Genomic DNA, 20,854 nt, shown 5'->3' on the forward strand with positions numbered 1-20,854 from the left:
ACGGCGGTCCTGGGTACGGGGTTCCCGGATACGGGGGCTCGTGGGCCGGGCCTGGAGGCTGGGACATGTCGGCTCCTTCTGTGCGGCAGGTGGCTGTGCGGGGACGTCGGCCGGTGGGTGGCGGCCGACGTCCGCCTCGGCGGGTGTGGTCAGACGGTCCCGTCCTCCGGAGCGGCGTCGGGCGGCACGGCGGCTCGCGGGCCGTCGGGGCGGCCGGGCAGGGGAGGCACGGCCGGAGCCGGTCCCGCGGTGGCGTAGGGCGTCGCTCCGGGCGGCTCGTACGCGGCCGGGCCGTCAGGCTGCCCGGCGTAGGGCGGCGGGCCGCCCGCGTACGGAGGCTGCGCCGCGTACGGCGGCTGACCGGCCGGGTCGCCGCTGTACGGCGGCCGTCCGGCCGGGTCGGCGGTGTACGGCGGCTGTCCGGCGTAGGGCGGCGGGCCGCCCGCGTACGGGGTCTGGGGCTGCCCGGTGTACGGGGTCGGGGGCTGCCCGGTGATCGGGGCCGGGCCGCCGGCGTACGGAGAGTGCTCGCCGTACGGCGGCGCTCCGGCGTACGGCGCCTGGGGGGACGGGCCGGGGTGCGGGGACTGCCCCGGATACGGCGGCTGGGGCGGTGTCTGAGGCTGTCCCGGCATCGCCCCGGCGGGCAGTGCCCCCTGGCCGTCCCGCGGCGCCGGAGGCGCCTGCTGCTGGATCAGCTCGTCGACGGCCCGCAGGGTCGAGCGCGCCGACTCCGCCTTCTGGAAGTCCTCCAGGCTGTCCCCGGCGAGGACCTGGAGCTGGCCCCTGATGATGGACAGCTGGTCCTTCTGGATGGACCCGATGACCATCTTGGTGTCCTCGGGGTGCTGGGACAGATGCAGGGCCCAGGCCGCGACGCCTCCGTGCTGGAGGTGGTACTGGTAGAAGTTGATCTTCTCGGCGATCAGATGGTGGTCCTGCTGCTGGCGCAGCAACTCCAGCTCGTGCTGCTGCCGGATCGCCCGGAGCCGGTACTCGTGCTCGGGGTCGAGCATGTCGGACTCGTAGCGCAGGCTCCGCTGCCGTCGCCGGTGCGCGATGGCCTCGTCGTCCAGCCGCAGCCGTACCGCGCAGGTCACGGACAGCCCGATGCCCGCGGCGAAACCGCCGTCCTCCACGGCCCGCTGGACCGCGCGCTCGGCGGCCGGGCTGTCCTCGATGGAGTAGGCCCGGCTCACCGGCCGCGCGAGCTGGTGCAGTTCGCGCGTGAGCCGCGTCGGCACGTCACGCTCACCGCTCGCCACGTACGCGATCGGGTCCGCGACGCGCCAGGTCAGGTCGGCCGTGGCGCCGAAGGAGAAGGCGTCGTCGTCGCTCGGCATCTCCAGGGTGAGCTGGACGGGGTGGCTGCCCATGTCCACCTCGTAGACGGAGGTGTAGCGGCGGGTGGCCGCGTCCGAGCGGCTCGGCCGGTGCGGCGGTGTGTAGACGTCGTACGTGCCCTTGGCGGTGACGAACACCAGCGCGTGGTCGATCGCGGTGACCGCGCGGCGGACGGTGTAGTCGAAGCGCGCGATGGGCCGGACGGTGAGCACCGGGTCGATGAGCGTGGTGTGCCGGTTGGCGTCCTGCTGCCACTCCGGCTGACGGCGGAACTCCGCCATGGTTCAACTCCTCGATGGATCTCTCGACGGATCTGGGGTGGAGGGGATCAGAAGGGCGAGCAGCCGGTCGGCCACCGGGGAGCGCGCGCCGCCGTCCTGGGCGGGCAGGCCGGCCAGTTCGTGGCACAGCCGCTTGCGGTCGTCCGCGGTGGCGATCAGCGCGGGCAGCAGCAGCTCCAGGGCCTGCGCGACGTCCGCGCGGCGCTCGGCCAGCCGTACCCAGGTGCGCAGCGCGGCCAGGGCGCCACGGGTGTGCCCCCGGTCGCCGAGCGCGGTCCGCCACAGGGTGGCGAGGTCGCGGGCCGAGTCCGTCTCGTACATGCCGGTGTCGGCGTACCACTCGACGAGCGCGCCCTCCTCCGCGTTGTCGCAGGAGCGCACGAACGCGGCCAGCGCGAGCGCACGGACCGAGGCCGTGTCGTGGTGGAGCAGGCGCACGAGTTCGGAGAGCATCTCGCCGCGGCGCCCGCCCACCGACAGGAGCAGGGCCGTCGACTCGACCAGGTTGTTCGACTCGGTCCTGCTGCTGCCTCCGGCACGGGCGCGGGCGGCGAGGGCGCTGAGCGCCGGGCCGGCGAGGTCGGGGCGCAGCGGGGTGAGCAGGCCGAAGGCGCGGATCGCGGTCCAGCGGCGGGCCCAGTGGGGGTCCGTGCACCACTGGGTGAGCAGGCGCAGGACGACGGGCGCGTCGAGGAGCTGGGCGAGCGTGAGGGTGTTCGCGGCGGTGACGCGGGGGCCGAAGGCCTTGGACACCGCCCAGCCGTCGATCAGCAGCGCCATCGCCGAGGGCAGGTCGGCGCGGGCCAGCAGCGCGGTGGCCGCGGCGGCCCGGGTCCGGACGACCGGACGCCGGTCACGGGCCAGCTCCTTGAGCCAGGCGACCAGCGCGGGCCGGGCCGACGGATGGCCCGTCCAGACCTCGCCGAGCAGCACCCGCGGGGTGTTCTCCCTCTTGAAGCGGGCCGTGAACTGCGGCACCGGACCCCAGTCGGTCTCCTCGTCGCGTAACTCGCCCTCGGCCCGTGCCCGCTCCAGGCGGGTCTCGGCATCGAGTCCGAACACCGGGATCTCCGGGGGCTGCTCGGGATGCTGGAGCCGCTGGAAGTGCACGTACAGCTTGTCGGCGAGTTCGGCGGAGAGCACGTAGGGCGCCTGGTCGAAGACGGCGAGCGAGATGAGGAAGGCCTTGTCGCGCAGGGTGGTCTCGGGGTCGCCGAGCCATTCCCGGCACTGCTGCTCGACGGCCGCGTGCCCGAAGTCGGCGAGGCGGGCGGCCGCCTCCTCGCCGCCGTCGTAGCGGGCGACCTCGACGGCGAACCGGGCCACCTCGGCGGGCCGGTGGGCGCCGCGCGCGAGGAAGTCGCGGACCGGGCCGAGGCCGAGCAGACCGGCGCCGTCGCCGGGATCCTTCCGCAGGTCGGCCAGGTGGGCGCGCAGGACGGCGGCCGCCTCGGGCGGTTCCCAGACGGACGGGGTGACGCCCAGCAGGAACGGGGAGTTCTCCAGGGTCAGGACCAGATATCCGCCGGTCTTCGCGAGCCGGTCGCGGGCCGCGTACAGGTGGGTGTCGCGCAGCGGGCGGTTGCGGCTCAGCGGCAGGTCGCGCAGGACGTGGCCGCCGGGCGCGGTGAGCCGGCCGGCCAGGGTCGCCGGGCCGGTCTCGGCGGACAGCGCGTGCACGGCGGGCACGCCGAGGTGGTGCAGGAGCATGAGCGCGGCGGCGTAGCGGCCGGTGGAGTGGGCGCCGGCGAGGACGAGGACGCGTTCCTCGCGCAGCCGGGCCAGGGCGGCGGCGAAGGCGGGACCCTCGGCGAAGACCGAGGCGAGCGCGTCGAGCCGCTGCCGGGGGATCTCGCCGGAGACGTACGCGGCCGACGCGGAGGCCGTCCCGTGGTGGTGGATCTCCGTCTTGCCGCCCAGGAACACGTCACGGGCCGAGCCGCCCGCCGACACCCCGTGCTGGGCTCCGGCGACCAGGCTGCCGCCGAAGGACGCGGCCTCGCTGAAGATGAACCCGGGCGTGTGCGCGACGAGTTCGCGCTGTGCGGCGCGGGCCTCCCGGGTGTCCTCCTCGGGCTCGTCCGCGTCGGTGCCGGTCTCGGGGTCGGGGTGGGCCCCCGGTGTCCAGGGCGGGTCCCGCGGTGGTTCGTCGTCGAGGCCGCCCCGGTTCGCGGGCGGGGGCACGGTCACGCGGGCTCACCCCCGCTGCGGCCCAGGTGGACGTCCCCGGTGACCTGTCCGCCGGACACCCCGTGCTGGTCCCCCGCGACGAGGCTTCCGCCGAAACTGGGGGAGCCGCCGCCGAAGTTGAAGACGACGTTGCCGGGGGGCGCGGCGGGCTGGGCGGGCGGCTGCGGGGGCTGCTCGGGCCGGGTGGGCTCGACCGCCGCCGCTGTCGCCGCAGCCTCCGCCGTCACCTCCGCCTGCGTCCGCTCCGTCGCCGTCGCCGCCTTCACCCCCTCCGTCGCCGCCGGTTCCGCAGCTTTCGTCCCCTCCGTCGCCGCCGGTTCCGTCCGGGCCGCGGAGGTGGCCGCCCCCGGCGCCGGGCTCTCCCCCGAGCAGTCCGGCGCCGGGGCTCCCCCTGTTTCACTGCGGTCGTCCGCCCCGTACGGGACCGGGCCGTGCAGCCAGGCCCGCAGGGGTCCGTTCTTGCTGTCCACCGTCACCGCGCGGAAGTCCTGCGCCGGGATGCCCGGGTGGTCGTGCCGCACGATCCCGGCGTGCACGCCCTCGGAGACGCACAGCGCGAAGTCGTCCGGCCGCTCGCGCAGAGCGGCGCGCAGCAGCCCGGCGTCGAGGAGCCGGCAGGCGTGGTTGAGGTCGGAGCCGACCCAGCCGTCGTGCTCGTCGACGGCGACGTATCCCGTGGCCACGACACCGCGCAGCCGGATCTGGGCCGAGCTGGACGCCGTCCGGTTGACCGCGCGGAGCAGGTCGGGCACCTCGGTGAGCAGGGCGCGCAGCAGCGCCGTGACGGAGGCGTTGGCGTCGATCAGTTCCATCACCGAGTCGCCGCGGTCCGCCCGCAGGCGCAGCCGCTCGTCGATGCCGGCGCTCTCCAGCGCGCGGTCCGTGATGTCGTACAGCATCCGCCGCAGATAGGCCTGCTCCACGTCGTCCCGGTCGCTGTACTTCTCGATGTCCAGCAGGAGGATCGTCCGGCTCACGGGGTCGGTCATGGTCGCCTTTCGGTGGGGGCCTCGCCTGGCAAGCAGCGTGGCGTCACCGGTGGGACGGGTGTGAGGACGGATGTCCCACTCGAAGTGTGACCGTGTGCACAGAAGTGATCCGTGGTCACGGCGGTCCCGGCTTCCGGGAGCAAGGCGCCGGGCCGTTCGCCGGGGGAGGGGCCCGCGGCGGGTCCGGGCAGGGTCGGACGGTTCATCGCCGGGCGATCCTCCGCAGGACGTCCATGCGCAGGATCACCAGCGTCCGCCGGCCCGTCAGCACCGCCTCCCGCTCCCGGAGTTCCTTCAGCAGGCGCTGGACCATCTCCCGGGAGGCCCCCACCGATCCCGCGAGCTCCTGTTTGCTCAGCGGGACGGAGAGTTCGATGCCCTCCTCGGTGCGGTGGCCGTTCGTGCGGGCCAGGTCGAGCAGGAGCGCCGCGAAGCGCTCGCGGACGCTCATGGAGGCGAACTCCAGACGGCGGCGGTCGGCGGCGCGGGTGCGGTCGGAGGTGAGGCCGAGGAGGGCGAAGGAGACCGCGGGGGAGCGGGCGAGGAAGTCCCGGAACTGTTCGCGTACGAGCGCGACCGTGCGGACCGGTTCCAGGGCGGTCACCGTCGCGGAGCGCGGCCGGCCGGTGAGCGCGGCGGACTCCCCGACGATATCGCCGGGGCCGCGGAGCGCGAGCAGCGCCTCGTAGCCGTTGGCGGCGGCGGCCGTCACCTTCGTCCAGCCGTGCGTGACGATCAGCACGTGCGAGGAGGGCTCGCTCTGGCGCAGGAGCACCGTCCGGGGCATGAAGGACAGTTCGTGTCCGAGAGACAGCAGCGCGGAGCGGTCCTCGCTCTCCAGGCGTGCCAGGAACGGCACCCGGTCGTCCAGGCTCTCGTCCCCGGCCAAGGGTGCAGCCGCCATGAGTCCATCCCCCGTCCCCCGATCGGCCCCGCGGCCGACGCACAGTGACCGGTGCGCGGCAACGCGTCAACGTAATCACCCAGTGTGTGCGGCGCGAACCGAATCGGGGACTTTCATCGCGGAACCGGTGACAAGCTGCGCCAAGTGTGAAGTGCCCCGAGAATGGATCGGGAGCAGTCCGGCGTGTCGGGCACCACGGCATTTGTTTTGACCGAAGTCCGTGAGGTAGGTACGCTCATACCTTGTGCCTGGGGTGTGCCCTGGCTCTCGTGCGTGCCTTCAGACCGCAAGGGGAGCCGTAAGCGACCACCGCAATCTGCGCCCTTCTCGCCTCGCGGCGAGGGTCTGCAGTATTCGACACACCCGACCGCGTGGGTCGGTGGCGTTCCAGGTTAGCTTCACCATTCGGCACACAGAAACCGGAGAAGTAGTGCCTACGATCCAGCAGCTGGTCCGGAAGGGCCGGCAGGACAAGGTCGAGAAGAACAAGACGCCCGCACTCGAGGGTTCGCCCCAGCGTCGCGGCGTCTGCACGCGTGTGTTCACGACCACCCCGAAGAAGCCGAACTCGGCCCTGCGTAAGGTCGCGCGTGTGCGTCTGACCAGCGGGATCGAGGTCACGGCTTACATTCCGGGTGAGGGACACAACCTGCAGGAGCACTCCATCGTGCTCGTGCGCGGCGGCCGTGTGAAGGACCTGCCTGGTGTTCGTTACAAGATCATCCGCGGTTCCCTCGACACCCAGGGTGTCAAGAACCGCAAGCAGGCCCGCAGCCGCTACGGCGCCAAGAAGGAGAAGTAGAAATGCCTCGTAAGGGCCCCGCCCCGAAGCGCCCGGTCATCATCGACCCGGTCTACGGTTCCCCTCTGGTGACCTCCCTCATCAACAAGGTGCTGCTGAACGGCAAGCGCTCCACCGCCGAGCGCATCGTCTACGGCGCCATGGAGGGTCTGCGTGAGAAGACGGGCAACGACCCGATCATCACGCTGAAGCGCGCGCTTGAGAACATCAAGCCGACCCTCGAGGTCAAGTCCCGCCGTGTCGGTGGTGCGACGTACCAGGTTCCGATCGAGGTCAAGCCCGGTCGTGCCAACACGCTCGCGCTGCGCTGGCTGGTCGGTTACTCCCGCGCCCGTCGCGAGAAGACCATGACCGAGCGTCTGCTCAACGAACTTCTCGACGCCTCCAACGGCCTTGGTGCCGCTGTGAAGAAGCGCGAGGACACCCACAAGATGGCCGAGTCCAACAAGGCCTTCGCGCACTACCGCTGGTAGTCGCTACCCACATCGAGACCGAGAGAAGACTGAAGCCTTATGGCTACCACTTCACTTGACCTGGCCAGGGTCCGCAACATCGGGATCATGGCCCACATCGACGCGGGCAAGACGACCACCACCGAGCGGATCCTCTTCTACACCGGCGTCAGCTACAAGATCGGTGAGGTCCACGACGGCGCTGCCACCATGGACTGGATGGAGCAGGAGCAGGAGCGTGGCATCACGATCACCTCTGCTGCCACCACCTGTCACTGGCCGCTCGAGGACGACGACTACACGATCAACATCATCGACACCCCCGGGCACGTCGACTTCACGGTCGAGGTGGAGCGTTCGCTCCGCGTCCTCGACGGTGCCGTCACGGTGTTCGACGGTGTCGCCGGTGTCGAGCCGCAGTCCGAGACGGTGTGGCGTCAGGCCGACCGTTACGGCGTGCCGCGCATCTGCTTCGTGAACAAGCTGGACCGCACCGGCGCCGAGTTCCACCGCTGCGTGGACATGATCGAGAACCGCCTCGGCGCGGTCCCGATCGTCATGCAGCTCCCGATCGGTGCCGAGATGGACTTCAAGGGCGTTGTGGACCTGGTCCGCATGAAGGCGCTCGTGTGGTCCGCCGAGGCGGCCAAGGGCGAGATGTACGACGTCGTCGACATCCCGGCCACGCACGCCGAGGCTGCCGAGGAGTACCGCGGCAAGCTGGTCGAGACCGTCGCCGAGCACGACGACGAGATCATGGAGCTGTTCCTGGAGGGCCAGGAGCCCACCGAGGAGCAGCTGTACGCCGCGATCCGTCGCGTCACCATCGCGTCCGGCAAGTCCACCGATGTCACCGTCACCCCGGTGTTCTGTGGCACCGCGTTCAAGAACAAGGGCGTTCAGCCCCTGCTCGACGCGGTCGTGCGCTACCTCCCGACCCCGCTTGACGTCGAGGCCATCGAGGGCCACGACGTGAAGGACCCCGAGGTCGTGGTCAAGCGCAAGCCGTCCGACGACGAGCCGCTCTCCGCCCTCGCGTTCAAGATCATGAGCGACCCGCACCTGGGCAAGCTCACCTTCGTCCGGGTCTACTCGGGCCGTCTCGAGGCGGGCAGCGCTGTGCTGAACTCCGTCAAGGGCAAGAAGGAGCGCATCGGCAAGATCTACCGCATGCACGCGAACAAGCGTGAGGAGATCGAGTCGGTGGGCGCCGGCGACATCGTCGCCGTCATGGGCCTGAAGCAGACCACCACGGGTGAGACGCTGGCCGACGACAAGAACCCGGTGATCCTGGAGTCCATGGACTTCCCGGCGCCGGTCATTCAGGTCGCCATCGAGCCCAAGTCCAAGGGTGACCAGGAGAAGCTGGGTGTCGCCATCCAGCGTCTCGCGGAGGAGGACCCCTCCTTCCAGGTCCACTCGGACGAGGAGACCGGCCAGACCATCATCGGTGGTATGGGCGAGCTGCACCTCGAGGTGCTGGTCGACCGTATGCGCCGTGAGTTCAAGGTCGAGGCCAACGTCGGCAAGCCGCAGGTCGCGTACCGCGAGACGATCCGTCAGGCCGTCGAGCGTCTCGACTACACGCACAAGAAGCAGACCGGTGGTACCGGTCAGTTCGCCAAGGTGCAGATCGCGATCGAGCCGATCGAGGGCGGCGACGCCTCGTACGAGTTCGTGAACAAGGTCACCGGTGGCCGCATCCCGAAGGAGTACATCCCTTCGGTCGACGCGGGTGCGCAGGAAGCCATGCAGTTCGGCATCCTCGCCGGCTACGAGATGACGGGCGTCCGCGTCATTCTTCTCGACGGTGGCTACCACGAGGTCGACTCCTCGGAGCTCGCCTTCAAGATCGCCGGTTCGCAGGCCTTCAAGGAGGCCGCGCGCAAGGCCAAGCCCGTGCTCCTCGAGCCGATGATGGCCGTCGAGGTCACCACGCCCGAGGACTACATGGGTGAGGTCATCGGCGACATCAACTCCCGCCGTGGCCAGATCCAGGCCATGGAGGAGCGCATGGGCGCCCGGATCGTCAAGGGTCTGGTGCCTCTCTCGGAGATGTTCGGCTACGTCGGAGACCTCCGCAGCAAGACCTCGGGTCGCGCAAGCTACTCGATGCAGTTCGACTCCTACGCCGAGGTTCCCAGGAACGTCGCCGAGGAGATCATCGCGAAGGCCAAGGGCGAGTAACACACCCCGTTTACACGCTTTAGGCTTGACACCGACCGCCGGGGCCGACCCGGAGGGGAAAACCCCGGCGGGCGGCATCCCAGCAAAGATCACCTGGCGCCGATGAGTAAGGCGTACCAGAACCACTCCGCAGGAGGACCCCAGTGGCGAAGGCAAAGTTCGAGCGGACTAAGCCGCACGTCAACATCGGCACCATCGGTCACATCGACCACGGTAAGACGACCCTCACGGCCGCCATTACCAAGGTGCTGCACGACGCGTACCCGGACCTGAACGAGGCCTCGGCCTTCGACCAGATCGACAAGGCTCCTGAGGAGCGCCAGCGCGGTATCACGATCTCGATCGCGCACGTCGAGTACCAGACGGAGGGCCGTCACTACGCCCACGTCGACTGCCCCGGTCACGCGGACTACATCAAGAACATGATCACGGGTGCGGCGCAGATGGACGGCGCCATCCTCGTCGTCGCCGCCACCGACGGCCCGATGCCGCAGACCAAGGAGCACGTGCTCCTGGCCCGCCAGGTCGGCGTTCCGTACATCGTCGTCGCCCTGAACAAGGCCGACATGGTGGACGACGAGGAGATCCTGGAGCTCGTCGAGCTCGAGGTCCGTGAGCTCCTCTCCGAGTACGAGTTCCCGGGCGACGACCTTCCGGTCGTCAAGGTCTCGGCGCTCAAGGCGCTCGAGGGCGACAAGGAGTGGGGCCAGACCGTTCTGGACCTCATGGCCGCCGTCGACGAGTCCATCCCCACCCCGGCTCGTGACGTCGACAAGCCGTTCCTCATGCCCGTCGAGGACGTCTTCACGATCACCGGTCGCGGTACGGTCGTCACCGGCCGTATCGAGCGTGGTGTCCTGAAGGTCAACGAGACCGTTGACATCATCGGCATCAAGCAGGACAAGACCACGACCACGGTCACGGGCATCGAGATGTTCCGCAAGCTGCTCGACGAGGGCCAGGCCGGTGAGAACGTCGGTCTGCTCCTCCGTGGCATCAAGCGCGAGGACGTCGAGCGCGGCCAGGTCATCATCAAGCCGGGCTCGGTCACCCCGCACACCGAGTTCGAGGCGCAGGCCTACATCCTGTCCAAGGACGAGGGTGGCCGCCACACGCCGTTCTTCAACAACTACCGTCCGCAGTTCTACTTCCGTACGACTGACGTGACCGGTGTTGTGACCCTCCCCGAGGGCACGGAGATGGTCATGCCGGGCGACAACACTGAGATGAAGGTCGAGCTCATCCAGCCCGTCGCCATGGAAGAGGGCCTGAAGTTCGCCATCCGTGAGGGTGGCCGGACCGTGGGCGCCGGCCAGGTCACCAAGATCACGAAGTAAGTGATCTGACCTGGTAGCTCTTTCACGAGCTCCTTGAGAGGGCCCGTACGACTTCGGTCGTACGGGCCCTTTCGCATGCCCGGCCCGTCGTGCCCGTCTGCCGATCCGGTCGAATTCGTATACGAAATTCGAACGTCTTCGGCATCTCGTGGTGGTCCGTGCAGGTGAAACGAATCTTGGCGCGTCTCGAAAGAATCACGCAACGCGTCCGTAATTCAGGGGGAAGACTGTAGGGACGGTCTCCCGCTTCCGGGCGGGGGGCCGACTGCTCTGTGCACCGCTGCCGCCGGAACCGACCGGTCGAACCGACCCCGGTCAGCCGTTCCGGCGGCCCCGTCTGAAGGGACCCCCAGGTGACCCGCCCCGACACGAAGAGCCGTATCGCCTCCTTGCTGGCCGACATCGAGCGGCGCAATCCGGCGCAGCCCGAGTTCCTCCAGGCCGCGCACGAGGTCCTCGAAACGCTGGCTCCGGTCCTCTCGCAGCGCCCGGAGTACGGGGAAGCGGCTCTCGTCGAACGCGTGGTGGAGCCGGAGCGGCAGATCATCTTCCGCGTCCCGTGGCAGGACGACCACGGCAAGGTCCACGTCAACCGCGGCTACCGCGTGGAGTTCAACAGCGCGCTCGGCCCGTACAAGGGCGGTCTGCGTTTCCACCCGTCGGTCAACCTCGGCATCGTGAAGTTCCTCGGCTTCGAGCAGATCTTCAAGAACGCCCTGACCGGTCTCGGGATCGGCGGCGGCAAGGGCGGCAGCGACTTCGACCCGCGCGGCCGGTCGGACGCCGAGGTCATGCGGTTCTGCCAGTCGTTCATGACCGAGCTGTACCGGCACATCGGCGAGCACACGGACGTGCCGGCCGGCGACATCGGCGTGGGCGGCCGTGAGATCGGCTACCTGTTCGGCCAGTACCGGCGCATCACCAACCGCTGGGAGGCCGGCGTCCTGACCGGCAAGGGCACACACTGGGGCGGTTCGCTGATCCGGCCCGAGGCGACCGGCTACGGCAACGTCCTGTTCGCCGCCGCCATGCTGCGGGAGCGCGGCGAGGACCTGGAGGGCCAGACCGTGGTCGTCTCCGGCTCCGGCAACGTCGCGACCTACACGATCGAGAAGCTCGCCGCCCTCGGCGCGAACGCCGTGACCTGCTCCGACTCCAGCGGCTACGTCGTCGACGACAAGGGCATCGACGTCGAGCTGCTCAAGCAGATCAAGGAGGTCGAGCGCGGCCGGGTCGCCGACTACGCGGCACGGCGCGGCGCGTCGGCACGGTTCGTGGCGAACGGCAGCGTCTGGGACGTGCCGGGCGACGTCGCGCTGCCCTCGGCCACCCAGAACGAGCTGGACGCGGCCGCGGCGGCCACGCTGATCGGCAACGGCGTCAAGGCGGTCTCCGAGGGCGCCAACATGCCCACCACCCCCGAGGCGGTCCAGCTCTTCCAGAAGGCGGGCGTCGCCTTCGGTCCCGGCAAGGCGGCCAACGCGGGCGGCGTCGCGGTCAGCGCCCTGGAGATGAGCCAGAACCACGCCCGCACCTCCTGGTCGCGGGAGCGGGTCGAGGACGAGCTGACCGGCATCATGAACAACATCCACGCCCTCTGCCACGAGACCGCCGAGCGCTACGGCGTCCCCGGCGACTACGTCAGCGGCGCGAACATCGCGGGCTTCGAGCGGGTCGCCTCCGCGATGCTGGAGCAGGGCGTGATCTGACCCGGCCGCGGCATCCGCCGCACCGGACATCGGGAAGGGCCCGTACGACGTCGGTCGGACGGGCCCTTCCCCGTGGCCGGGTTCACGCGGTCTCACGCGGTCTCGGCGGTCCCGGGAGCGGAGCAACCCCTTGACGTGCGGGGGAAGCGGATCCCTCCGACGCGCAGGACAGTTCGGCCCAGACGGTCTTGCGCGGGGCGGGACCCGGTGTCACGCCCCAGCGGTCCGCGAACGCGTCCACGAGGAGCAGTCCGCGGCCCGAGCCCGCGCCGGCCCCCGCCGTCCCGAGTCGGGGAAGCCGGTCACCCACGGTGTCGGTCACCTCGACGCGGAGGGTGTCGCCGACGACGTACAGCGTCAGCCTGAAGTCACGGCCGGGGACCCGTCCGTGCGTCACCGCGTTCGACGCGAGCTCCGCGACGATCTGGTCGGCCGGGCTCAACGGCATGGCCCAGGAACGGAGTTGTTCGGTCGCGAGCAGCCTCGCCAGACGGGCGCCCCGTGACGTGGGGGACAGCAGCACACTGAAGTTGCGGACGGGTTCGACGCGTTGGGCCTCCGGCCCGGCGGTTTCCTGATTCACGTCACTCAGCGTGTCCGACGCTGCCTACCCTGAGCAGCGATGACGTCGGTACGTATCGGGACTGTCCAGTCGTTGTCCCGATCTGTCCCGGCTGTCCCGGGTGTCGTCCGGGAACCCTGGGCGTTGGAGGTGGGTGGGTGTGAGCAGCGGGAGTGCGGACGAACCGGGGTGGGACGTGAGCCCTGAGGACGAGATCGCCCCGGTCGTCGAGGCGACCGGCCGCCAGGTCAGGCTCTGGCGGGAAGCGGCCGGCATGCGGGCGGTCGACTTCGGACGGGCGATCGGCTACGGGGAGGACCTGGTCCGGAAGGTGGAACGGGGCGCGCGGATCCCCCGGGCGGACTTCCTGGACCGCGCGGACGACGTCCTGAAGGCCGGCGGCCATCTCCGCGCCTTCAAGGAGGACATGGAGAAGGCCCGGTACCCGAAGAAGGTCCGCGAACTGAAGATGCTGGAGGAGCGGGCGGTGGAGTTGCTGCTGTACAGCAACCACAACATCCATGGGTTGTTGCAGACGCCTGAGTACGCCCGCGCGTTGCTCGGCACCTGGCGGCCGGCCTACTCGCTGGACGAGCTGGAGCGAATGGTCGCCGCGAGGGTGGCCCGTAAGTCCGTCTTCGAGCGGTCTCCGGCTCCTGAACTCAGCTTCGTCCAGGAAGAGGTGACCCTGCGCCGCCCGGTCGGAGGCACAATGGTGCTGCGCCGCCAGCTCGAACACATGCTGGAGGTGGCCCGGTTGCCGTATGTGGAGCTTCAGGTGATGCCGACGGCGCATGCGGGCCATCCGGGAACGGGCGGGTTGGTCGAGGTGCTGAAGTTCCATGACGGTTCGGGAGTAGGGCGTACCGACGGTGACTTCAGCGGCCGCCCGGTATCTGAACCGAGGCAACTAAGGGTTCTCGAACTGCGCTATGGCATCATCCGGGCCCAGGCCCTTTCGCCCGAGGAGTCCCTGGCCTTCGTCGAGCAGATGCTGGGGGAGACATGATCCGTGAGACCACGGCCCACCTTGATTCCGGACTGCGGTGGGCCAAGAGCACGTACAGCAGCAGCAGCAACGGAAACGACTGCGTCGAAATCGCCCCCACCCCCACCGTGATCCACATCCGCGACTCCAAGAACCCGGGCGGCGCCCGTCTGGCGATGACCCCCGCGGCCTGGACGGCGTTCGTCGGGTACGCCGCTCAGAGGTGACGGGGGGAGCGGAGATCCACCCGCAGAGCTACGCCCGTACCGTGTTCGCCGCCCTGGGCGGAGTCGTCGAGATCGGCGCGGTGAACGACACCGGGACCTGGGACCTGGCGGAGGCCTCGGTCGAGGACTTCCTGACGCCCAGGGGCGAGGACATCGCACGGATCATGGCGGCGGTCCGGACGATCGGCCGGTTCGAGGACCCCGTCATGGCCATCTCGGACGAGCTGGGGTACCTGCGCGAGCACCCGGTCGAGGCGCCGTTCATGCTGCTCTGGTCGGCGGGCATCGCCTGGGACCCGGAGTCGGCGGACGACCTCGCGTATCTGGCGGATCCGTCGGTGGTGCGCCGGATGTGCCGGATGGGCGCGGACCTCCAACTGGTCAACCTGCTGGACGCCTTGGTGACCGCCGGGATCGCGGCCGGAGTGGACGCCGAGGAGGGCGGGGACCTGGCCGCCGGGGTCGTCCGTATCGCCTGTGAGCTCGTGGGCGACGCCGGGAGCTGTGCCCCGGACGGCGTGTTCCGTATGTGGCGGGTGGCCCGTCTGCCGGACACCCTGCGCCCGGACTCCGGTGCTCCGGAGTCCGGCAAGGCGGGATACAGGGCGTACGACGCGGAACTGGAGCGGTTGCTCGCGCCGGTCTGAGGTTCGCCCGGAGACCGGCTACTGCATGTTCTGCACGTGCGGATGGTCGTACGAGGCCACGCACACGTAGAGCTGCATGTTGTAGCTGCGGCCGATGGTGAGCCGGGTGGAGCACGCCGGGCCGAGGAAGTGCAGACCGTCGTAGTCGGCGTCCTCCAGGGGGCGCCAGCTCTTGTTGCCGTCCCATTCGGCGCCGTCGACGGTGAGCAGCGGGCGGACGTCCGAGCCGCACTCGGGGCAGGACATCGGGAACGGGTCGCTGAAGCTCCAGGGACCGTATCCGCCGAGCTTGCAGCCGGGGGCGACGCTGAGGTCGTACTGGTAGTCGACGACCTCGATGCCGTCCTCGTCGTCGGGGTTCTGTTCCGCCTCCCAGCCGTGGATCCGGTCCGCCAGTTCTTCGGGGAGCTCGTGCGGGGCCGGGTACTCGGTGACCGTCTCGGGGTGCAGGAGGCACGGCTCGGCCAGGTAGTCGTCGGTGCCGATCACCGAGGGCTCGGGCGGTGCGGGGAGCGGGTCGGTGATGTCCGCGGAGGCCCGCCAGTACAGCGCCGCGGCGGGGAGGTAGTCCTCGTCGTGGTCGAACGGGCACCACAGCACCTGGAGCAGGTCGGTGCCGGCCGGGCGGGGCAGCGAAGGGATGTCGGCGGCGTAGAGCTGGGCCACGGGGATGAGCGGGACCGGGCCGTCCTGGGGTATGTCCGTCTCGGAGGCGGCACGGTCGACGATCTCGCGCTCCTCGGGGGTGAGGAGGTCGGCGCCCTCGGCGCCCGGCCGGGTCCACGCGTCGGCGAGGATGCGCCGCCCCAGCCGTACGTCCCCGGGGGCGAGGCCGTAGTGCGTGGGCGCGTCGTGGTCCGCGCAGGTGGGCCACGGCTCGTCGGCGGGCCACAACAGGGGGCCGCCGATCGAACTGTCCGCGACCGTCGGCGCGCCCGGACGCGGATGCAACCGCACGGCGGAACGCGCCAGCGGCGCGAGTTCGGGGAACGGCGCGGTGACGTCGAGGGGCCGCGGGGGAGTGGTGCGAGACATGAGGACGAGGTTACGGCCCCAACCGGCGCTGCGATCAAGGGATGTGGGCATCGGCCTCGGTGACGCTGCCGAACCGGTGTTCCCTGTAAGTTCGCTTGTGTGTACGGGTGTTGTTGATGTGGGCGTGACGGGGGTTGCGGCATGGCGGGGAATCGGCCGGGTGACTGGCATGTGCTGGATCTGGAGCGGGATCCGACGCCGGGTGATCCGGACCGGGTGCGGAAGCTGTCGAAGGATCTGCTCGGTTTCGCGGATGACGTGTCGGATGCGTTGCGGTTGATCAAGGGGATGGCGGACGAGGACGCCGTTTTGCAGTGGGCTGGGAAGTCGGCGGAGGCGTTTCAGTCCGAGTTCTCGGGTGTGCCCAAGCAGTTGAAGAAGCTGAAGAAGTCGTACGAGATGGCGGGGGACGCGCTCGGGGACTACTGGCCGAAGCTGGAGCGGGCGCAGGCGCTGGCGGACAAGGCACTCGCCAAGGGGCGGGAGGCGCAGGCCGACCTGACGTCCGCGAAGTCTCGTCTGTCGTCGGCTGATTCGTGGGTGACGCGGGCCACCAGGGAAGCGGACAAGTACAAGGACGATCCGACCGGTAGCAAGGACGCGGAGAAGCCGGACGAGGCGAAGGTCCGTGCCGCCACCAGGGACGCGCAGCACGCCCAGTCGGCTCAGAGCAGCGCCCAGTCGGACGTGACCAACGCGAACGGTGCGTTGGACGCGGCGAAGAAGATGGCGGCGGATGCCCGCAGGATGCGGGAGGAGGCGGCGCGGGACGCGAAGTCGAAGATCGATGAGGCGTCGGACGCGGGGATTCACAATCGGAAGTGGTGGGAGGAGGTCGGGGACTGGTTCTCCGACAACTGGGACACCATCGTCGCGGTGTGCAAGGTCGTGGTGGCGGTGGTGGGGATCATCGCGATGATCATCGGGGGGCCGATCCTCGGCGCGATCGTGCTGATCGCCGCGCTGGTCGTCCTCGCCGACACCCTCAACAAATACGCGAAAGGCCAAGCGTCCCTCTGGGACGTGGGCTTGGCGGCGCTGGACTGCATCCCCGGAATGAAGGGGATCACGACCCTCGGCGGCCTGGCCAAGGGACTCAAGGGCGGCCTGGCCGCGATGAAGGGGCTCAAGGGCGGACTGAAGGGGATGAGCCTGGCGGCGCGGGGGCTGGGCAAGAACGCCCGCGGCATGCTCGCGGACGGTGCGAAGGGCGCGTACAACCGGCTCAAGAACGCGGTCCGCTCCAAGGGCAGCGACCCCGTGGACATGGCCACCGGGGCCATGTACTTCCCGGAGACCGACGTCAGTCTGCCCGGCAGCTTGCCCCTCGTCTTCACGCGCAGGGCCGCGTCCGACTACCGGACGGGCTGGTGGTTCGGTAGCACCTGGGCCTCCACGGTCGACCAGCGCCTGGAAGTCGACGGAGCCGGCGTCGTACTCGTCACCGAGGACGGACTGCTCCTCAGCTATGCCCATCCCGCAGAGCCGCAGCGATCGGTCCTTCCCGAGGCAGGCCCGCGTTTCCCCCTGACCCGTCTCGGTGATGGCCGCTACCACGTGGACGACCCGCTCACCGGCATCACTCGTGAGTTCGACGTTCCCGTCGACGGCATCGCTCTCCTCAAGCGCATGTCCAACCGCAACGGTGAAACGATCGATTTCGATCACGCCCCCGACGGAACCCCGCTCGCGATCCGGCACTCCGGTGGCTACCGGATCGAGGTCACCGTCACTGACGGCCGGGTCACGGCGCTTCACCTCGCGGGCGCGGGCGAGGACGGTTCGAACCTCCTCCTGCGCTCCTACGGCTACACCGACGGCTGCCTCACCACCGTCGTCAACGCCACGGGCCATCCGATGCGGTTCACCTATGACGAGCGGCACCGCATCACGTCGTGGACCGATCGCAACGGCCGTGGCTACTCCTACGCGTACGACACGGCGGACCGATGCGTAGCGGAAGGAGGGGAGGCGGGGCACCTCAGCCTCAGCCTGGACTACGACGGCACCGACGCCGCTTGGCCCGAAGCCAAGATCACCACCGTCACCACGGCGGAGGGCGCTGTCAGCCGGTTCGTCGTCAACGACAGGTGCCAGGTCGTCGCCGAGATCGATCCGCTGGGCGGCACGACCCGCACGTCATGGGACGAACACCACCGGCCGACCTCCTGGACGGACGAGCTGGGCCACACCACGACCAGGAGCTACGACGACCTCGGTCGACTCGTTGAGGTCAGGCGCCCGGACGGTGGACCCGTGCGTCTCGCGTACGACACCCGGGGCTGCCTTGTCACCACCGTCCGCCCGGACGGCCAGGTGCTGCGCCGGGAGTATGACGCCCGCGGCAACTGCGTCACGGTCGTCAAGCCCGGTGGAGCGACCACGCGTTACACCTACGACGACGCCGGACACCTGTCCTCGGTGACTGATCCGGCAGGGGGCCTCACCCGGGTGCGGTGCAACCCGGCGGGCCTGGCCGAACACGTCACCGATCCCCTGGGCGGTGTCACGCGCTACGCACACGACGCCTTCGGCCGCGTGGCGACGGTCACCGACCCTCTGAGCCACATGACCTCCATGGAGTGGGGCGCGGACGGCGAACTGACGCGGCGCACCGACGCGGACGGGCAGACGGAGGTGTGGACGTACGACGCCGAGGGGAACCGGGTCGGCCACACCGACGCCATGGGAGCTGTCACACGCTTCGAGTACGGCCACTTCAACCTGCTCGCGGCACGGACCGGGCCCGACGGCGTCCGCCACACCTTCGCGTACGACCCCTCCCTGCGGCTGACCAAGGTGGGCCGCCCTGACGGCCGTCACTGGACGTACGAGTACGACGTCGCGGGGCGGCTCGCCTCGGAGACGGATTTCGACGGGCGGTCCAGGCGCTACCGCCGGGATGCCAAGGGCCAGGTCGTCTCGCGCACGAACGGGCTCGGGCAGACGGTCCGCATCACCAGGGACACCTTCGGCCGCATGACCGTCAAGGACGTGGACGGTGCGGTGAGTACGTACACCTACGACCTCAACGGCCGGCTCTGCGAGGCCGTGGGCCGGGACGCCACGGTGGTCCTCCAGCGAGACCCCGAGGGACGCCTCCTCTCGGAGACCGTCGACGGTCGGACCACCACCTTCACGCACGATGCAGCGGGGCGGTCGCTGAGCCGCACCACCCCCACAGGTGTGACCAGCACGAAGACGTACGACGGCCGTGGCGAGGTCGCCCAGGTCAGTACCGCGGGACGCACTCTCGACTTCCGCTACGACGACGCACGGCGACTGCTTTCCGTCGGCGTGGACGACGCTCTGTCGCTGAGCCGCGGGTACGACCGACTCGGCAGAGTCACGACGCAGGCCGTTGCCACCGGCGACGGGCGCACCGTGAGCGACCGCTCCTACCACTACCGCGCCGACGGGCATCTGATCGGCATCGACGGCCTCGACGGGGAGAGCCGGGGCTTCGAGCTGGATGCCGCCGGCCGTACCACTGCCGTACGGGCCGAAGACTGGCTGGAGACCTACGCGTACGACGAGAACGGAGCCCAGACGGATGCCGCCTGGCCGAGTCGGCACCCCGGCCAGGCGGCGGTGGGCCCTCGCGCCCACGGGGGCGGCCGGATCGTCAGGGCGGGAGCCACCCGTTATCGGTACGACGACCAAGGGCGGTTGATCCGTCGGCACCGCACGCGCCTCTCACGGAAGCCGGAGACCTGGGCCTACACGTGGGACGCGGAAGACCGGCTCACCTCCGTGCACACCCCCGACGGGACGTGCTGGCGCTACAGCTACGACCCGATGGGACGCCGCATCGCCAAGCAGCGTCTGGCCGTCGGGGGAACCACCGTGGTGGAGGAGACCCGTTTCACCTGGGACGGAGCCACTCTCTGTGAGCAGGTCACGACCGACGCCGAAGGCACCCGACCCGTGGCCCTGTCCTGGGAGTACGACGGGCTGCGCCCCATCGCCCAGACCGAACGCATCCTCACCGCCTCGCACGAAGAGATCGACTCACGCTTCTTCGCCATCGTCGCCGATCTGGCGGGTGCTCCCACCGAACTCGTCGGTGAGGACGGCAGCGTCGCCTGGCAGGCGCGGAGCACGCTGTGGGGGGTCACCGCCTGGAAGAGCGGAGGCCGCGCCTACACACCGCTTCGATCCCCTGGGCAGTACTACGACTCCGAGACCGGTCTGCACTACAACGTGCACCGCTACTACGACCCGGAGACGGCGGGCTACGTCAGCCCCGATCCGCTCGGTCTGGGGCCCGCTCCGCATCCCTTCCTCTACGTCCTCGATCCACTTCTCATGGCCGACCCGCTCGGGCTCTACGAGATCGGCAAGCCGGACCCCGCGAGTCAGGCAGGGAATCTGCCGATGCTCGCCGACAAGATCGCGGCGCACGGAGACATCAAGAACCGAGGGATCCCGGGCGTCGACGACCTGGACGTGCCGGAGCACTTGGAGGATCTGATGACCAACTCCCCAGGTATCCGTATGCGGAGCACGACGTCGGGCAATCCTCGTTTCGCCTGGTGGGACGATGCGACGGGAACGATGCTGATCCGGGAAGGCGACAACGGGACCTTCATGCAGCCCGACGACGGCTATGAGTACTTCCTGAAGCAACTGAAGGAGTGATGGCGTTGACGCGGACAGAGGGGCCCACCCCGCCGCGACGGGGCAGGAAACGCGAACCGCGGGACGTGTTCCGATCCGCGCCGGACACGAGGGCCGTGTGGGCGGGATTGCCGGCAGAGGTCCTGGAAGCCGTCGCCCGGTGCGACGCGGAGCGTCTGGAGGTGGAGCGGTCCCGGGTCGCACCGGCGCTGCGGGAGAGGATCACGGCTCCCGTCTACTCGGTCGCCGATCGGTTCGCTTCCTGGGAGCGTGTGGTGCGCCGGATGGAGCCCGGTTGGTCGAGCGACGACTTCTATCCCATCAGCGCCTACGAGAACGACCTCGACTCCCGTGACTCGCTCGAGCAGTTGATGCTCGGGCTGCCCGCGGAGGCCCGGGAGGGTGCGCTGGGGCAACTGCTGGCGCGGTTGGACGAACGCTTCGCCGCCGCGAGCGTCCCGGATCCGGAACGATCCCTGCGCGCCTGGGTGCGTCCGACGAAGGAGCGTCCCGAGGCGGAACTCGCGCAGTGGTGGACGCGCAGGCCACTGCGTGATCCGTGGGACTGACCTGATCCGTA

General features: G+C 69.9%; 16 protein-coding genes. 10 read left to right on the forward strand and 6 right to left on the reverse strand.

Going from position 1 to position 20,854, the window contains the following annotated elements; translation table 11 throughout:
- Positions 1-149: 149 nt before the first annotated feature.
- The 4 genes from ACZ4TO_RS20090 to ACZ4TO_RS20105 form a co-directional block, all read right to left on the reverse strand.
- On the reverse strand, positions 150-1,625 hold the full coding sequence (locus ACZ4TO_RS20090) for a PE-PGRS family protein (protein ID WP_468024896.1): 1,476 nt from the start codon (positions 1,623-1,625) through the stop codon (positions 150-152).
- A gap of 3 nt (positions 1,626-1,628) precedes the next feature.
- Positions 1,629-3,815 carry a hypothetical protein gene (locus ACZ4TO_RS20095; protein ID WP_468024897.1) on the reverse strand — a complete coding sequence of 729 codons (2,187 nt, stop codon included), beginning with the start codon at positions 3,813-3,815 and terminating at the stop codon, positions 1,629-1,631.
- Entirely contained in the window at positions 3,812-4,804 is a 993-nt protein-coding gene (locus ACZ4TO_RS20100) for a hypothetical protein (protein WP_468024898.1), read from the reverse strand. Before ACZ4TO_RS20100 ends, ACZ4TO_RS20095 begins: the two co-directional genes overlap by 4 nt.
- 202 nt (positions 4,805-5,006) lie before the next feature.
- Complete coding sequence (locus ACZ4TO_RS20105; RefSeq protein ID WP_382792941.1) at positions 5,007-5,708, reverse strand: Crp/Fnr family transcriptional regulator; 702 nt, start codon at positions 5,706-5,708, stop codon at positions 5,007-5,009.
- Between the two features lie 430 nt (positions 5,709-6,138).
- On the opposite strand from ACZ4TO_RS20105, the gene rpsL reads away from it, so the two are divergent.
- The 5 genes from rpsL to gdhA all read left to right on the forward strand — a co-directional run bounded on the left by rpsL (position 6,139) and on the right by gdhA (position 12,195).
- On the forward strand, positions 6,139-6,510 hold the full coding sequence (gene rpsL, locus ACZ4TO_RS20110) for a 30S ribosomal protein S12 (protein WP_003948652.1): 372 nt from the start codon (positions 6,139-6,141) through the stop codon (positions 6,508-6,510).
- Positions 6,511-6,512: 2 nt separating this feature from the next.
- Positions 6,513-6,983, forward strand: a complete 471-nt coding sequence (rpsG, locus tag ACZ4TO_RS20115; protein WP_003992340.1) for a 30S ribosomal protein S7 — start codon at positions 6,513-6,515, stop codon at positions 6,981-6,983.
- Between the two features lie 39 nt (positions 6,984-7,022).
- The gene (gene fusA / locus ACZ4TO_RS20120) at positions 7,023-9,149 is read left to right on the forward strand and encodes an elongation factor G (protein ID WP_382792943.1); all 2,127 of its coding nucleotides are present in this window, start codon (positions 7,023-7,025) and stop codon (positions 9,147-9,149) included.
- Between the two features lie 143 nt (positions 9,150-9,292).
- On the forward strand, positions 9,293-10,486 hold the full coding sequence (tuf, locus tag ACZ4TO_RS20125; protein ID WP_382792945.1) for an elongation factor Tu: 1,194 nt from the start codon (positions 9,293-9,295) through the stop codon (positions 10,484-10,486).
- Between the two features lie 353 nt (positions 10,487-10,839).
- Positions 10,840-12,195 carry an NADP-specific glutamate dehydrogenase gene (gdhA, locus tag ACZ4TO_RS20130; RefSeq protein ID WP_468024899.1) on the forward strand — a complete coding sequence of 452 codons (1,356 nt, stop codon included), beginning with the start codon at positions 10,840-10,842 and terminating at the stop codon, positions 12,193-12,195.
- Positions 12,196-12,277: 82 nt separating this feature from the next.
- Here the strand turns inward: gdhA and ACZ4TO_RS20135 are convergent, their stop codons facing one another.
- Positions 12,278-12,778, reverse strand: a complete 501-nt coding sequence (locus ACZ4TO_RS20135; RefSeq protein WP_468024900.1) for an ATP-binding protein — start codon at positions 12,776-12,778, stop codon at positions 12,278-12,280.
- A gap of 139 nt (positions 12,779-12,917) precedes the next feature.
- On the opposite strand from ACZ4TO_RS20135, the gene ACZ4TO_RS20140 reads away from it, so the two are divergent.
- The 3 genes from ACZ4TO_RS20140 to ACZ4TO_RS20150 are packed head-to-tail and all read left to right on the forward strand — an operon-like array spanning position 12,918 to position 14,619.
- Complete coding sequence (locus ACZ4TO_RS20140) at positions 12,918-13,766, forward strand: helix-turn-helix domain-containing protein (protein ID WP_468024901.1); 849 nt, start codon at positions 12,918-12,920, stop codon at positions 13,764-13,766.
- Positions 13,763-13,972, forward strand: a complete 210-nt coding sequence (locus ACZ4TO_RS20145) for a DUF397 domain-containing protein (RefSeq protein WP_468024902.1) — start codon at positions 13,763-13,765, stop codon at positions 13,970-13,972. The genes ACZ4TO_RS20140 and ACZ4TO_RS20145 overlap by 4 nt, the downstream gene beginning before the upstream one ends.
- Positions 13,969-14,619: a hypothetical protein gene (locus ACZ4TO_RS20150; RefSeq protein ID WP_468024903.1), complete on the forward strand. Its 651-nt coding sequence runs from the start codon at positions 13,969-13,971 to the stop codon at positions 14,617-14,619. The genes ACZ4TO_RS20145 and ACZ4TO_RS20150 overlap by 4 nt, the downstream gene beginning before the upstream one ends.
- Before the next feature lie 18 nt (positions 14,620-14,637).
- Here ACZ4TO_RS20150 and ACZ4TO_RS20155 read toward each other — a convergent pair whose 3' ends face one another.
- Positions 14,638-15,654, reverse strand: coding sequence for a hypothetical protein (locus ACZ4TO_RS20155; protein ID WP_468024904.1), 1,017 nt, complete (start codon positions 15,652-15,654; stop codon positions 14,638-14,640).
- Positions 15,655-15,795: 141 nt separating this feature from the next.
- Here ACZ4TO_RS20155 and ACZ4TO_RS20160 point away from each other — a divergent pair, with 141 nt between their 5' ends.
- Complete coding sequence (locus tag ACZ4TO_RS20160; RefSeq protein ID WP_468024905.1) at positions 15,796-20,295, forward strand: DUF6531 domain-containing protein; 4,500 nt, start codon at positions 15,796-15,798, stop codon at positions 20,293-20,295.
- Between the two features lie 107 nt (positions 20,296-20,402).
- On the forward strand, positions 20,403-20,843 hold the full coding sequence (locus tag ACZ4TO_RS20165; protein WP_382792970.1) for a hypothetical protein: 441 nt from the start codon (positions 20,403-20,405) through the stop codon (positions 20,841-20,843).
- The last annotated feature ends 11 nt before the right edge of the window (positions 20,844-20,854 follow it).

This window comes from Streptomyces sp. NPDC028298, from assembly GCF_055565895.1.